The organism is Pedobacter sp. Leaf176 (assembly GCF_001424305.1).
Lineage (GTDB): Bacteria > Bacteroidota > Bacteroidia > Sphingobacteriales > Sphingobacteriaceae > Pedobacter.
In genome coordinates, this window is record NZ_LMPD01000004.1 from 339,126 (window position 1) to 355,383 (window position 16,258).

General features: G+C 37.2%; 11 protein-coding genes. 9 read left to right on the forward strand and 2 right to left on the reverse strand.

Features of this window, described 5'->3' with window-relative positions:
• Positions 1-8 precede the first annotated feature (8 nt).
• Entirely contained in the window at positions 9-884 is an 876-nt protein-coding gene (locus ASF92_RS13970; RefSeq protein ID WP_056094158.1) for a transglutaminase-like domain-containing protein, read from the reverse strand.
• Positions 885-929: 45 nt separating this feature from the next.
• Here ASF92_RS13970 and ASF92_RS13975 point away from each other — a divergent pair, with 45 nt between their 5' ends.
• From ASF92_RS13975 to ASF92_RS14000, 6 genes are all read left to right on the forward strand, one after another.
• Positions 930-1,718: an O-methyltransferase gene (locus ASF92_RS13975; protein WP_056094161.1), complete on the forward strand. Its 789-nt coding sequence runs from the start codon at positions 930-932 to the stop codon at positions 1,716-1,718.
• Positions 1,718-2,374 (forward strand): DUF1345 domain-containing protein, encoded by a 657-nt coding sequence (locus ASF92_RS13980; RefSeq protein ID WP_056094164.1) that lies wholly within the window; start codon positions 1,718-1,720, stop codon positions 2,372-2,374. The genes ASF92_RS13975 and ASF92_RS13980 overlap by 1 nt, the downstream gene beginning before the upstream one ends.
• A 118-nt stretch (positions 2,375-2,492) precedes the next feature.
• Positions 2,493-2,861 carry a BlaI/MecI/CopY family transcriptional regulator gene (locus ASF92_RS13985; protein ID WP_056094168.1) on the forward strand — a complete coding sequence of 123 codons (369 nt, stop codon included), beginning with the start codon at positions 2,493-2,495 and terminating at the stop codon, positions 2,859-2,861.
• Positions 2,858-4,528 carry a M56/M15 family metallopeptidase gene (locus ASF92_RS13990; protein ID WP_056094170.1) on the forward strand — a complete coding sequence of 557 codons (1,671 nt, stop codon included), beginning with the start codon at positions 2,858-2,860 and terminating at the stop codon, positions 4,526-4,528. Before ASF92_RS13985 ends, ASF92_RS13990 begins: the two co-directional genes overlap by 4 nt.
• Positions 4,529-4,538: 10 nt before the next feature.
• Entirely contained in the window at positions 4,539-6,515 is a 1,977-nt protein-coding gene (locus ASF92_RS13995) for a M56 family metallopeptidase (RefSeq protein WP_056094173.1), read from the forward strand.
• 23 nt (positions 6,516-6,538) lie between these two features.
• Positions 6,539-8,953, forward strand: coding sequence for an outer membrane beta-barrel family protein (locus ASF92_RS14000; RefSeq protein ID WP_082489565.1), 2,415 nt, complete (start codon positions 6,539-6,541; stop codon positions 8,951-8,953).
• Between the two features lie 149 nt (positions 8,954-9,102).
• Here ASF92_RS14000 and ASF92_RS14005 read toward each other — a convergent pair whose 3' ends face one another.
• Positions 9,103-10,173 carry a polymerase gene (locus ASF92_RS14005; protein ID WP_231729819.1) on the reverse strand — a complete coding sequence of 357 codons (1,071 nt, stop codon included), beginning with the start codon at positions 10,171-10,173 and terminating at the stop codon, positions 9,103-9,105.
• A 469-nt stretch (positions 10,174-10,642) separates the two neighbouring features.
• Here ASF92_RS14005 and ASF92_RS14010 point away from each other — a divergent pair, with 469 nt between their 5' ends.
• The 3 genes from ASF92_RS14010 to ASF92_RS14020 all read left to right on the forward strand — a co-directional run bounded on the left by ASF92_RS14010 (position 10,643) and on the right by ASF92_RS14020 (position 16,251).
• Positions 10,643-11,623, forward strand: coding sequence for a deoxyhypusine synthase family protein (locus ASF92_RS14010; protein ID WP_056094183.1), 981 nt, complete (start codon positions 10,643-10,645; stop codon positions 11,621-11,623).
• A gap of 251 nt (positions 11,624-11,874) precedes the next feature.
• On the forward strand, positions 11,875-13,176 hold the full coding sequence (locus ASF92_RS14015) for a c-type cytochrome (protein WP_056094186.1): 1,302 nt from the start codon (positions 11,875-11,877) through the stop codon (positions 13,174-13,176).
• Between the two features lie 48 nt (positions 13,177-13,224).
• Positions 13,225-16,251, forward strand: a complete 3,027-nt coding sequence (locus ASF92_RS14020) for a TAT-variant-translocated molybdopterin oxidoreductase (RefSeq protein WP_056094189.1) — start codon at positions 13,225-13,227, stop codon at positions 16,249-16,251.
• Positions 16,252-16,258: the final 7 nt, after the last annotated feature.

Here is a 16,258-nt window from a genome sequence, read left to right on the forward strand (position 1 = left end):
AGGCATGTTTAGTTTGATGTATCTTGTTCAGAAATAATTTTTTGTAGTTCATTTAGCTCGGCCACTTTATCCGCAGCACCGGCATTTTCGTAGGCAGAAACTAGGTTTCTGATTACCCTGCGAATGATATCGGTATTGCTGCAGGGCCTGTAATATTCAGGTAGCGCTTCTAAATTTAGCTGACGTAAAAATTGATCTACATCATGTTTGCCGAAAATATTACCACGGTTAAAAGCATTTATATAAAACAAAACGCCGTACTCCGAACCTTCCTGCTTACTTTCATCGATAAAGCCCAATATGAAATGTTGCGGAAGATTAATGCCATAAATTGGCATATCCAGTTTTTGAGCGAGTGTTGAATAAATGATCGCCAGGGAAATTTGGTTGCCTTTTTTACTTTCAAGCACCTGATTTAAATAGGAGTTTTGTGGATCATGATGGTTTTTTGTGTTTCCACCAAAACCGAATTGCTGATATAAAACATGATTGATTAGTTTCACTTTCTCAACAGAACTCATTTCATATTGAAGCCCCAGCCATATTTCCCGCTTGATTTCTTCAAGCTGATTAATTACCTTTTGTTCATCTAAATCAGGATATTGATAGCGATTGATGATTAAAGCACCCTGAAGCAAATCAAAAGCACCACTTAAATACCATAGGTTTAAATCTTCCTTAACCGTGTTAAATTGAATTTGATGGACAATGTTTTCAATGCGCTCCTGAAGCAAGCCATCAAAAGACTGTTCCCAGGCATTTTCCAGAAAATGAATAACCTCGCCACCATATTCAAGCAGCTTTTGCTCAACATGCTGATAAACTTCTTCATCAGGGTCGTCAAGTAATTTAACTAAAGCACTTATCTCAGCGTTATTTTCCATAAAACATACATACGTTTGCGGCGTTTAATTACTTTTGCAATAGTTATGATAATCCAATTTATTACTGATTACCTTAAACACCGTTTAACTGCTAAAACCAGGCACGGAACGCATTCGCCGTTCGTTTATAAGCTGGCAGACGAGGTAATTTACGATTTTAGCGATAAATCTGAATACAAAAATATAGAAGCGCAGCGAAAAAAACTTTTTAATGACGATTCAGTTATCAACGTTACAGACCTTGGTGCAGGCTCACACTTAAATAAAAACCGAACAAAAAAGGTAAGCCAAATCGCAAAGAACGCACTAAAAAGTCCTCGTTTAGCAAAGCTTATTTACCGTCTGGCAAAAAGTACAAAGCCGAGAACGGCAATAGAATTGGGTACTTGTCTGGGCATCACTTCTGCGTATCTTTCAAAATCAAATCCCGAAGCCGAAATCATTACCATAGAGGGCTGCCCCGAAACCGCCAATGTGGCCAGGAGAAACTTCGACAATTTAGATTTAACTAATATTGAATTGCATGTGGGTAATTTCGATTTAATTTTACCTGATATTATTGCAAAGCAACCCACGTTGGATTTTGTTTACATCGACGGTAACCATCGTAAAGAAGCTACGTTGAATTACTTTAAATGGTGCTTACCTAAAGTTAACGAAAATTCTTTGCTCATTTTTGATGATATTTACTGGAGCAAGGGGATGAAAGAAGCCTGGAAGGAAATTAAAGAACACCCTGATGTTACGGTTACGATAGACCTATTCTGGATTGGATTGGTTTATTTTAAAAAAGGACAGGCAAAAGAACACTTCAAATTGAAATTTAATCAGTAATGAAAGTCGAACCTAAACTAAAGGGAATCCAGAAGTTAACAGCATTATATATTTTGCTTCTAAGTTTATTCGCCGGAGTTCTTGCTTACTTAGGTTCATTGCTAATTGACACCAGCTTTTTAACTCATATCATGTTCGGCTGGGATTTTTTCTGCGTAGCATTAATCCTTTTACATTGGTATATGTTCTACCATACTTCTGCAACGCAAACACACTTAAAAGCGAAAATGCAGGATGAAACCAGGGGAGAGACATTTGCAATAGTAGTTGTATCTACTTTTGCCGGCTTGCTTGCTGTTATTCTTCTGCTGCTGGATAAGGAAATTAAACCCCTTGATTTGGTAACAGCAATTTCCGGTATGTTTCTATCCTGGGCTTTGGTTCATACCACCTTTACTATGCGCTATGCGCATTTATTTTATGGCGATAACAGCAATAAAAATGGCGGACTGGATTTTCCTGGTGATGGAGAACCCGATTTTATAGATTTTGCTTATTTCTCCTTCGTAATCGGAATGACTTTTCAGGTTTCTGATGTTGAGATTTCCTCAAAAAGGATCCGGAGACTTGCTTTACTTCATAGTATAATTTCTTTTATTTTCAATACGGTAATTGTTGCATTAACCATTAATGCATTGGCTGGTTTAAGCAAATAATCGCTCATTAAAATTATAAAATCCTTATTATCATCCTTTTATCCATTTAAAACTGATTTATCAGTCGTATAACTTATTTTGTAGTTGTAAAACTGAAAAATAAGTTATATGTTTGGGTATGGAAGAATTAACCAAAACAGAAGAGCGTATCATGCAGGTTTTATGGGAGCTGCAAAAGGCATTCGTTAAAGATATAATTGATGAATTGGATGAAGAACCAAAACCACCTTATAATACCATTTCTTCAATAGTGCGCTTACTCGAAAAAAAAGGCTATGTAAACTATAAAGCTTATGGAAAAACCTACGAGTATTTTCCTTCAATTTCTAAAGACGAGTACGCCAAAACTACTTTCTCAAAAATGTTTTCGGGCTATTTTGATAATTCGCCCGCAAGTCTTTTATCATTTATGGTGAAAGAAGAAAAATTAAGTGAAAAGGATATAGAAGAAATCAAGAAACTCATCAGTGAAAATTCTAAATCATGATTTTAATTTATTTGTTAAAGGTGTCTGTTTGCTTGCTTGTGTTTTTTGCAACCTATAAACTCTTATTAAGCAGGCTTACTTTCTTCAGGTTGAACAGGATTTATCTGTTATCAACTTTATTAATCAGCTTTGTTATTCCGGCATTAACGATAGAGCACAAACAGGAGGTTGTTGTTGTAAATCAGCCGGTTTTAAATTCAGCTATATCGTATAGCAACGATCGGTCAGTTGAGCATGAAGTTATCGATGGAAGCTCGAATCCCTATTCTATAAACTGGTTGAAGTTAGCAGCATTTGCCTATCTTTTCATTGCAGGAGCTTTAGCAATTCGAAACCTGTTCATGATGGGCCTCATCAAACGTAGTTTGAGGAAATTTATGATTTCCAAAACTGATTCGGTAATCCTGGTTTCCGCGGATTCGAAAATCAAAAATTGCTCCTTCTTTAATAAAATAATAATTGATTCTTCACTTCCCAAACCAGAGCAAGAACTTGTTTTAAGACATGAATCGGTTCATGTTAATCAAAGGCATGTTATAGATAAGTTAGTTGTTAATCTGGCTGCCTGTATTTTATGGTTCAACCCGGTAATTTACTTCTGGCGAAGCGAAATAGACAATAATCATGAATTCCTGGCAGACGAAGCAACCATTGAAATTGTTGACAAAGGCAGTTATGCATCCCTGCTCCTAAACCTCGCTATGCCATCGAATGGTTTAGTCGTTAACGGTTTTAGTAAACTTCCGCTTAAAAACAGGATAACGATGCTATATAAAAAACCAGATTCTGGTTTTCAAAAAATCACTTATTTAATCGTTATACCGGTTATTTCCATTTGCTGTTTCGCTTTTGTTAATAAGAAAGAAGTGCTTATACGGAAAATCGAAATTGTGAACAGCAAAATTGGTAATCAATCGAAAGTCACCGAAAAACGAGTTGTGATTGGTTTGAAAAATACGACCGATTTAGTTTCGAACCTGGTAAAAGCTGACACAATTAGCAGCAATAAACAATCTTTATTAAGTTCAAATGTCATAAATAGCGCGTTGGATTTAGATGAAATTCCAAAGTATACAACGATTAATGCAGAAATTAGAGATTTAGCAACAAACAGAGAATTGGTTTTAGTGGTCGATGCAGGGCATGGCGGGCAGGACGGTGCAACAAAAAGTCCATCCGGTATTGCCGAAAAAGATCTCAATTTACGTGCTGTGCAAATTCTTAAAGAGGAGGCTGATAAAAGGGGTATAAAAGTAGTACTTACCAGGGATAGAGATAAGATGATTCCGTTAAGGAATCGTTTGCCTGGTGAAAACGCGACCGCCTTCATTTCTATACATTACAATTCCATGCCTAAACCGAACATGAAAGTACCTTTCGAAGGGGTGGAGGTAATTGTATCGAAGCAGAATCCAAATATTAAATATGCAGAACAGTTCGGTTTTAACATCTTAAAAAGCCTGAATTCATTAAATGGAATGACTGTACGCGATTCGTTAAAAAATGCTAATCTATTTTTATTAAGAGAATCAAAAGTGCCTGCTATAGTTATCGAACTTGGAAATATCAATAGCGAAAAAAGCCTGGCTTATTTTAGTGATGAGAAAAACCTGAGGATAGTAAGCAACTTGATTTTAGATGGTTTTACTGCCTACACTAAGTCTTAAAAATTAAATCATGGAATTACTAACTTATCTTCTAAAAGTGAGTGCCTGTACAGCATTATTCTTTGGCTTTTACCTTTTGGTTTTGAGAAAACTTACTTTTTTCAGGATCAATAGATTTTACCTGCTGGTAACATTGCTTCTAAGTTTCGTAATTCCGGCATTGCAATTTAATGTTGAAAAAGCAGCTGATGTACGCCAGGTTTCAGCGCCTGTGGCAGCTCCCCCACTGCCTATTTATGCTATTGCGCAAGCACAAGCAGTTGAAGTTATTCAGATGCCAGTAGCGAGGCAGGGGATAGATTGGTTTTCTCTGATTCCTTACGCTTATTTAAGCGTTGCAGCAATTTTGCTCGGCTTTTCAACCTGGCAATTGTGCCGGTTATTAATTTATATTAACAACCATTCAACACGACAAAATGGGTTAAAACTAGTCCCTAAAACAGTAGGATTTACGAATTGCTCCTTCTTCAACTATGTTTTTATAGACGAACGTAATTTAAGCGGACCAGATTTGGCGGTATTGCTCAAACATGAGGAGGTTCATGCAAATCAATTCCATTCAATAGATAAAATAATCTTAATGATTTGTAAGGCAGTATTATGGTTTAATCCGATAGTTTATTTTTTTGATAAAGCTTTGGAACAAACACACGAATATGAAGCTGATGAAATGACTTCTTTAAACTTCGGGACAGGTGCATATGCTAAACTGCTTTTAAAGTTAGCTGTTTCGGGTAGTAACATGCCGCTAATTCACAATTTCGTTAAAAGTCCGATTAAAGCGCGAATCAAAATGTTGTACAACTTAAAGTCTGGTAATATGAAAAAGTTAAGTTATTTAATGGTGCTACCGGTTGCAATCGGTTTAGTTTGGCTGTTTTCAGTACAGGTTGTTTATGCACAATCCGTGCTTAAAAGTGAGGTGTTGCCCGAGGATACTTTAAAGAAAAAAGCTTTAAAAAATAAAGAATTGGCGCTACCAAATGTAAAGCGAACAGATTCATACTTTGTCTCTGCGGATTACTTAGAAAAGAAAGCAATCTCTGAATCTGCATTAGGAAAGACTTTAATAGGAACAATAAAGGATACTTATAAGTCAAAATCCAAATTTGATTTCGACGGTGGTAAATTATTCCAATCGCAGGGAAGAACTTACATTTTGCCCAGGGTATATTTAGGGTCGCAAACTCTAAATCTTCTAAAAAAAGACAGTGAATTGAAAGTTGTTGTTTCTTCAACCGGCTTTACTAAAGGGGAACGTTTCGTTTACATCCAGCCAAAACAGATCTTTTCCGGAGATAAGCTTGTTTATCAAATGCCAAAACCCGAAGTGTATCCTTTTTTGTATGAAGCCAATAAAGTTAGATTTAATGATGGGAAAATTTCAAGTATAACCTCTTCAGGTAATAAAAAGATAATCAACGTTATTGCAAACGGCTATAATTTTAAGATCGCGATTAACAGGTTGCAAACAGATTTTGCCGATTTAAAAGATTATCAAACAGGCGACGATGTTAGATTGAGATTTGTGCATGAAGTAAAAACCGGGGCTAAATCATATTCGATAAAGGATTGGATCTCAATTTCAAAAAATATAAGAACGTTTGGCGTTCGGAATGGAATTTTATTTCATAAGTTTTATAAAGACGACGGCCGTCAAAAGGTTGCCCATATAAAAACGAATATTTCATCTTCAGATAATTTAATCGCCAACAACTCAAAACTTGAATACCAAGCTATGGATTCTGTTAAAATGAGTAAAGATAAAACTACGATTTACATGTATGGGAAGGCAAAATTATTGTTAAATAAAATTACCATTGAGGCTGATGAAATTGTATACAATCAAATAACAAGGGAAGGACATGCCATTAATTTATTGGCCACTCATCCTTCTGGCGTGAAAATATTGGGTTCAAAAGGCAAATTTGCTGCGGATGGCCAGATAGAAATTTGGCAAAATGTCAGTGGTGAATTCAGGCCTTAATTGAAATATAATTCTTATCATAAATGGTATATCGATTGGGCTTAAGGTTTATAACCACTAAGCACATACAACTTTTTAGCTTCGTTTTTTTACTTTGCATTACTCTGACAGTAAATGCTCAATATAAGATTGAAGGTGGTGTTTTTTATAAAAATAAGCCGCTATCGGCTATATCTGTCTCAATGCTAGGTAATTCGGAGTCTCATCAGGTAACTCAAAGTGATGGACTCGGCAATTTTTTTTTTAATAATCTGGAAAAAGGCATTTATAGAATTCAGTTTTCTTCTATCAATTTTAAAAGGAAGGAAATTCTAATTTCGCTCAACAGAGATACCATAATCAAAACCAGTCTGGAAGAATTAACGAATAGCTTAAATGATGTTCAAATCAATTTCAAAAAACAGCTTATAGGAAAAAAAGTAGATCGAACAGTTTTCAATGTAGAGAATAGTACGGCTGCAATCGGTACGGATGCTTTAGAATTACTTGCTAAAGTTCCGGGTGTGCGCGTTTTAAATGATAAAGTTTCTTTGGTAGGTAAAGGAGGCCTTAACGTTATGGTAAACGATAAACTGATTCAATTAACCGGAGATGATTTATCGAATTTTCTTAAATCTATGTCATCTGATAACATTTCAAAAGTTGAGGTGATTACCAATCCGCCGGCAAAATACGATGCGCAGGGTAATAACGGATTGATCAATATCGTTCTCAAAAAGAATACCTCTGAGGGTTTACGTGGTTCAGTAAATTCAACTTTTACACAGGCAAACTATCCAACCATTGCTGCAGGTGGAAATTTAAGCTATAAAAAAGATAAGATTAATTTATTTGCAAATTTTAATATCCGTAAAGGTTCTACAGTGCCGTTAGAGCAGAGCAATATTTTTTATCAAAACCAAACCTGGACTATTGTAAATAAAGATAGGAATTTCAGGACTGTACCGGGTGGACAGTTTGGGATCGATTATCAAATATCAAAAAAAACGATTGTTGGTTTATCGTACAATGGCAGTTTGACGAATTTTCATTCAGAAGAAAATATCAAAACCACTATTTTAAATAATGCTAGACTCGTTGATTCTATTCTTAACTCTGATGCAAACGCAATAATAAAATCGCACTATAACGCTGCTAATTTTTATGTTAAACAAGCATTAGATTCGGCAGGAAAACAATTAACCATTAACGGTGACTGGTTTAAATATAATGACAATAAAAGCAGGTTTTTTAACAACACCAGCTACTTTCAGGATGGCCTTGAAATCCCAGGCTCTTTTGCAGAATATTTATCTGAAAGTAATCAGATTATCAATTTATATACGCTTAAGGCTGACGTAGATCTGCCCTACAGATCTTTTAATCTTTCCTTCGGTTCAAAACTAAGTTTTATAAAAAACGAAAGCAACCTGGCATTTTACAAAAAGCAGAACGAATTTTATCGGCCGGATTTATCACAAACAAATGATTTTAATTACCAGGAAAACACGCAGGCAGTTTATATGAACGTTAGCAAAAAAGTTAAAGATTTTGATTTTCAGGCTGGTTTGAGGGCTGAGTATTCGCAGGTAAATGGCGAATCGATTAACCAAACCACTGGTAACAGATATTTCCAATTGTTTCCCACATTATTTATGACTTACCGGGCTACTGAAAGCAGCGTATTCTCGGCAAATTATGGTCGAAGAATTAACCGGCCTGCTTATAAAAAGTTAAATCCATTTCGATGGTATAGCAATCAATTTACTTATGCCGAAGGAAATCCTTTTTTGCAGCCATCATTTAACAATAACATCGAGTTATCTCATACTTATAAAAGTATTTTCACAACAACACTATCGTTTAATAAGCTAACCAATGGGTACAATGATGTAAATTTTATTGACCAAAATTCGAATATCCAGATTTATAAACCTGTCAATTTTGTAACAGGTTATAATTACCAGTTAAGTAATTCTTTTGTTTTTAACAATCTAAAATGGTTGGAAAGCATCAACCAGGTAGACGTTTTTTATAACTTATCGAAATCGAACTTGCCGCAAACTTTAAATAAAGTTAAAGGTTTTGGAGCCTACTTTTCGACCGTAAATCAATTTGTTTTAAACCGCTCAAAAACGGTGTTGGGCGATATAAGTTTTTGGTATCAGTTTCCGACAGTAGATGGTTTGAATAAAAACAAGAGCCAATCTAACGTAGATATCGGGTTAAAAACTTTGCTCTTAAACAAAAAACTTCAGCTGGCCATAAATGCGTCTGATGTTTTGAAGTCAAATCGGTTTCGTTTTGGTAGTGTGATTAACAATATCCGGCAGGAATACAATAATTATTATGATAATCGCCAGCTGAGAATCAGCATCCGTTTTAATTTCGGGAATGAAAAAATCAAACAACTCGTTAGAAAAACCGGAAATGAAGAGGAGCGGAGGAGAACCAATTAGAAAATGGAAGAGGTGTGATGTAAACGAATAACGGGGACAAATATCATCAATATTCCATCTGCGCATATTATTTACTTAGCGACTGGTTGTGGAAGAATAGCTGTCGTAAATGATGAGTGCTTCCATTATAAAATTTGCATCATCCATAATTAAAACGCTTCAGCTAAACTAATGTAGAATCCACTCTGGCGTTTTTCACTTGCGAGTTTTTCGCCAACACCGTAATCTAAACGAACACTCAGGCCCTTTGCGGTATCAAAGAAGTACCTGCCGCCAACACCAAAGTTTGGTTTTAGCCTTTTTAGGTTAACATCATCATTATTAAAAACCTTTCCGGCCCCTGCAAAGGCAACAATTCCGAATCTGTTCATAAAACGGTAACGCAACTCTAATTGAGAGGCAATCAGGTTTTCGTCGCGGTAACGCCCCCCATAATAACCTCTCATTATTTGGTCGTTACCCATTTGTTGTAAGAGGTAGAATGGCTTATTTGAGCCCTGAATGGTATAATAAATACCTTGCACACCAAGAACAATTTTTTTGCTTATCGGCCAGAAATTCCTTACATCTAGTTTAATCTGACTTCCGGAAAAACTCTCGCTATCGAAAAAGCGTGGCGCAAACTGGTAAGTTACGCGACCGAAAAAACCCTTAGATGGATAGTTGTTAGAATTTCGGGTGTCGTAACTTTGACTAATTCCAATATATATAACTGAACCGCCATCTTTATCTAAAATGCCAGGACTATTGCTGAAAATTCCACCCGTAATTTGGTCCGTAAACTTATAATTTTCAAATCCCAGAGAAACACCTGTATAAGCATGGCTGATGAAACTTTGCTCTGCATCGAAAAGCACTTTGATTTGGTTCATTATCAACTTGTCTTCGTCTGCTTTTTGTGTGTTGTTCCCGATGCCGTAAAAATTAAAAGGCATTCTTTTGAAACGTACATCACCGATAAAATGGTATTTATTTCCTGGCGACCACGCGTCACCCTTTAAAGCAACGTTGTATGTTTTTTTTGTAGAATAGGTGGCATTTAATGAAAAGTTAGAACTCCTTGTTAACGTGTCCTTCCTATCTGTGTAATACGAAAAGATAGCGCCTACACCTAGTTCAAGTCCTGTTTCTTGAGAATAACCAAAGGAGGGAATGGGTAAGAAACTCGCTTTTCTTGTCGTATCCTTTTCATTTGACAACATTTTTTTTATCAGTTTCATTTGTGCTATTCCTGAAAAGGAAATTAGAATAAGGGCGAGGAAAAGTCCCGGTTTTTTCATTGCGCAAAGAAAAGAAAATTTAGTAATAGTTCATTCGTTCACTGGTCATTTGTTCATTGGTCACTGCAAACTGCCCACTAAATTGGTTAATCGGTTAATTGTTCAAATCGGTTAACAGAATACGTGTTTAATAATCACTAAACAAATTAATTTGTGCCTTTGTGTCTTGGTGGTATAAAGTAATATACTGGTTATTGGTTAATTGTTTAAATTGGTTAGCAGAATACGTGTTCAGCAATCACAATATAAATTACTTTGTGCCTTCGTGCCTTGGTGGTATAAATTTCAACTTCTTTAGTTATTTAGATTCGCTATCTACGCCAAACGCAATACGCGCATCGCTAAAAACTTTTACGTTTTAACCTTTCGGCCTAAATGCCTATTTTTGCGACCAAATAAGTCAAAAAAGATGAGCAATATAAGAGGACCAATATCTCAGTTTATGGAGCGTAATTACCTCCATTTTAATGCTGCGGCCATGATGGATGCGGCCAAGGGGTATGAAACGCATTTGGATGAAGGCGGTAAAATGATGATTACATTAGCCGGCGCAATGAGTACGGCTGAATTGGGTATTTCACTTGCAGAAATGATTCGCCAGGATAAAGTAGCGATTATTTCTTGTACTGGTGCAAACCTGGAAGAAGACATCATGAACCTGGTTGCACATTCTCACTATAAACGTGTACCTAATTACAGAGATTTAAGTCCGCAGGATGAATGGGATCTACTGGAAAATCACTACAACCGAGTTACCGATACCTGTATTCCTGAAGAAGAAGCCTTCCGTCGTTTACAAAAACACATCCATAAGATATGGAAAGATGCTGATGAAGCGGGTGAGCGATATTTTCCACATGAATTTATGTACAAAATGCTTTTAAGCGGTGATTTGGAGCAGTATTATGAAATTGATCCCAAGAACTCCTGGATGTTAGCTGCGGCTGAAAAGAATTTGCCGATTGTGGTTCCGGGATGGGAAGACTCTACAATGGGTAACATCTTTGCTTCTTACGTAATGAAAAAGGAATTAAAGGCGACTACGATGAAAAGCGGTATTGAATATATGGGTTGGTTAGCCGATTGGTATATTGCAAACAGTGATGGCAAGGGGATTGGTTTCTTCCAGATTGGCGGTGGTATTGCCGGAGATTTTCCGATTTGTGTTGTACCAATGCTTTATCAGGATATGGAGATGGAAAATATACCATTCTGGAGTTATTTCTGTCAGATTTCAGATTCAACAACTTCATACGGTTCTTATTCCGGTGCGGTTCCAAATGAAAAGATAACCTGGGGTAAACTGGATATTCATACACCAAAGTTTATTGTGGAAAGTGATGCAACAATTGTTGCACCGTTAATGTTCGCCTGGATATTAAAACAATAAAAGAAAAATTTTGTAAAACAAGTTCAGTCTTAACTATGCCCATTGCGGAAAAATCGAAATGGGCATTTTTATTGGCTGACAGGCTGGAATAGGCGTTTGTTTAGAATGATTATAAATTGTATTTCAAGTCAGTATTATGTCATGGGATTTATTAATAAGTTATACTTTTGTTCAAGTTTTGATGGGGCTATCTGGGTTCAATCATCAATTTCATAACTAAAAGTAAATTAAATAAGTATAAAGTGTTCATTATGAGAGATATCTCGATGATTTTAAAAAGCGTTTGGAAATCGTTATTCGTGTTTTCAGCTATTTCCATTATAGCGGTTTCTACCGTTAGTGCGCAAGATGCTGCAGAAGGAAGAACGCTTTTCAAGGCTAAATGTACCGCATGTCATGCCTTAGACGCTAAAATGGTTGGTCCTGCTTTAACTGGTGTGTCCGATCGTCATTCAGAAGAATTCCTGTTAAAGTGGATTCCGAATTCGCAGGCTATGATTGCTGCCGGAAATCCTGAAGCGGTTAAGCTTTTCAATGAGAATGGTAAAGTAGCGATGACTTCATTTCCTGAATTGGATGAAGAAAAAGTAAAAAGCATTTTAGCCTACATCAAAGAAGGCGAACCTAAAGCTAAAGGAGATGCAACTGTTGCTGCATCCAGCGCGGCTAATGGTGGAGGAACTTCCGGTTTATCAATTGCAGGTATTGTTGCAATTGTTGTTGTTGCTATTGTGATTTTAGTAATCTTAGGTCGTGCTTCTAAATTACTGGAGCGCTTAATTTTGCAAAAACAAGGCATTGAGATTGAAGAAGATGTGCCATTAAAAGTGGGTGTGCGCAAAATGTTTAAGAACAAGAAATTTGTGATGTTCTTTATTTTGTGTTTAATCATTGCCTTAGGTTCATGGGGTTGGATGGGTATGTGGAATACTGGCGTTCATACAGGTTACCAGCCAGTACAACCAATTAAATTCTCTCACGAATTGCACGCAGGCACCAATCAAATTGATTGTCAATATTGCCATAATGGTGCATTCAAGTCAAAGAATGCAACTATCCCATCATTAAATGTTTGTATGAACTGCCATAAAGCAGTACAGGCAAGAGACAATTATGAAGGTGAAATCTCGCCTGAAATCAAGAAAATTTATAATGCTTTAGGTTACGATCCTGAAACACAGAAATACGATAAGAGTAAAGAGAAACCAATGGAATGGGTGCGTGTACACAATCTTCCTGATTTCGCTTACTTCAACCACTCTCAGCACGTAGTTGTTGCAGAAGATGCAATTCGTAAAGCGAAAGGATTACAGCCAACTGAACCGGTATGTTTCGCTTGTCACGGTCCGGTTAACACAATGGAGGAAATTTATCAATACTCTCCGTTAACCATGAAATGGTGTATTAACTGCCATAAAGAGACAGATATTTCCGGTCAGAAAAACAATGCTTTCTACGCTAAGGTTATCGAAGCGCACGAAAAAATTAAAAAAGGTGAAAAAATCACACCAGCATTATTGGGTGGTTTAGAGTGTGGTAAATGCCACTATTAATAGTTAGAGTTTTAGTAAGAACGTTCGATAAACAGTAATATAGCTTAAATGGAAAGCAATAAAAAATACTGGAAAGGCTTAGAGGAGTATAACAATACGCCCGATTTTGTTAAGAATAACAAAAACGAATTCGCCGAGCCACTTCCAATAGAAGATGTTTTAAATGAAGCAGGGTTAAGCACTGTTACCCCCCGCCGCGACTTTTTAAAGGCGTTAGGTTTTGGGTTAGGTGCGGTAACTTTAGCAGCATGTCAAAGTGCTCCGATTCATAAATCTATTCCTTACCTGGTAAAACCTGAAGAGGTAACACCTGGTATACCCAATTACTATACTTCCAGCTTTAACGGCCAGAGTATTTTAGTTAAAACAAGAGAAGGTCGTCCGATTAAAATCGAACCAAACCCGAATGCAGGCGAATTTAACCGTGGTACCGATGCGCGCGCTCAGGCTTCAGTGTTAGATTTGTACGATGTTTCAAAGTTGAAAGCGCCTGTTCTAAAAAGCGAAGAAACAACATGGGCTAAAATAGATACTTACGTAAAAAGCGAACTGGCTAAAGCTCAGGCGGCTGGCAAAAAGATACGTCTTGTTTCATCTACGGTTAACAGCCCGTCTACAAATGCAGTTATCGCTACTTTTGTTGCGAAATATCCGGCTGCTAAATTGGTACAATACGATGCTGTTTCTTATACAGGTATCATTCAGGCAAACCAAAACAGCTTTGGTAAGGCCGTATTACCAAAGTATAATTTTGATAAAGCAGACTTAATTGTAAGTTTTGGTGCTGATTTCCTTTGTACGTGGATTAGCGGCGAAGAGTTTACAGCGCAATACAGCACAAACCGTAGCTATAAATCTTTAGAGAACAAAAAAATGAGCCGCCACATTCAGTTTGAAAGTGGTATGAGCTTAACAGGTACTAATGCCGATACACGTGTTCCGATTAAATTGTCGGAAGAAGGACCAGCATTAATTGCCTTATATAATGCCATTACAGGTAATGCTTTGCCAGGTGGCGCGTTACCAAACAACACGACTGCCGATAAAGTAATTAAACTGGCTGCCAAAGAGTTGGTTCAAAATAGAGGCAAAGCAGTTGTGGTTTGCGGTTCTAATGATGTATCGACACAAATTTTAGTAAATGCCATTAATGCTGCTATTGGCAGTTATGGAACAACGATCGATTTAGATAATCCTTGTTATTTATATGCTGGTAACGACGCCGAATTTAACGGTTTAATTGCCGAAATGACTCGCGGTGAAGTTGGGGCGATAATGTTCCTGAACAGCAATCCGGCTTACGATTATCTGGATACCAAAAAATTTGAAGCGGCGTTGAAAAATGTTCCTGCAAAAATATCTTTCGCCGACAGGGCTGATGAAACTGCTTCACTTTGTGATGCGATTGCAATTAACCATAACTATTTAGAATCATGGGGTGATGCGAATGCTTACGAAGGATATTATTCAATCGTACAGCCAACCATTAATCCTGTTTTCAATAGTCGCCAGGCAGAAGAGAGTTTACTGGTTTGGGCAGATGCGCCAGTTAAAGATTATTATCAGTTTGTTCGTAGCAACTGGGAAAGCAAAATGCTTCCGGCATTGGGCATAACCTGGTCTAACGTTTTAGAAAAAGGTGTCGTAACTGTGGCTGCTAAGCCAGCGGGAACTTACAGTTTCAGCCTGTCATTATCAGCCGTTGCTACTTCGATAATTAACAGCAGCAAAGCGTTATCAAAAGATGTTCAGCTGCATGTTTATGAAAGCAATCCAATGCGTGATGGTAAAAATGCCAACAATGCATTCTTACAGGAACTGCCAGATCCGGTTTCGAAAGTTACATGGGATAACTATGTTGCCCTTGCACCTAAGTTTGCTGAAAGCCTTAAAGTAAAAGAATTTGACGTTGTTTCCGTAAAAGGTAGCAATGGTTATTCAGTAGATTTGCCAGTATTAATCCAACCAGGACAAGCACAAGGTACAGCTTCTATAGCTTTAGGTTATGGCCGTACTAAAGTTGGTAAAGCTGGTAACGACGTTGGTAAAAACGCATTCCCTTTTGTATCATTTGTAAATGGAACAATGCAATATGCGACAACGGTAACCATTACGCCAACTGGGAGTTATTACGAATTGGCACAAACACAGACGCACCACTCTTTTGAAGGGCGTAATGTAATTCGTGAAGCTACATTTAAAGAATATCTGAAAAATCCTGCTGCTGGCACAGGTAAAAGCGAAGAAGGGCATAAAAACTATGATCTTTGGGATAAATGGGAGCAACCGGGCAACAGCTGGGTTATGGCAATCGATTTGAATGCTTGTACAGGTTGCGGTTCATGTGTGGTAGCATGTAATGTAGAAAACAACATCCCCGTAGTAGGTCGTGATGAGGTTCGTCGTCGTCGTGAAATGCACTGGATTCGTATCGATCGTTACTATAGCTACGAAACGCCAACAGGTGATGTGACAAGAGAAAAGGAAATTGCCAACTTGGAAGATTTAGACCATGTTTCTGTTGTTCACCAGCCTATGTTATGCCAGCATTGTGATCACGCACCGTGCGAAACAGTTTGTCCGGTATTAGCTACGGTACACTCGTCAGATGGTTTAAACCACATGGCCTATAACCGTTGTGTAGGTACACGTTATTGCGCAAACAACTGTCCATATAAAGTGCGTCGCTTCAATTGGTTTAATTACTGGAATGATTCCCGTTTCGATAACTATTTAAATAACGAGTTTACCCAATTGGTTTTAAATCCTGATGTAACTACACGTTCACGTGGTGTTATGGAGAAATGCTCGATGTGTATTCAACGTATACAAGGCGGAAAGCTTCAGGCTAAATTGGAGAAACGTCCTTTAAAAGATGGTGATATCAAAATGGCTTGTCAGCAAGCTTGTTCAGCTAATGCAATCATCTTCGGTGATGCAAATGATCCTAATTCTGAGGTTTCAAAAGCGTTACGTTCTGAACGTATCTACTACGTTTTAGAGGAAATCAATGTGAAACCGGGTATCGGATATATGACTAAAATTAGAAATACAGATACAACAGTACAAGCGTAAGCTTTAG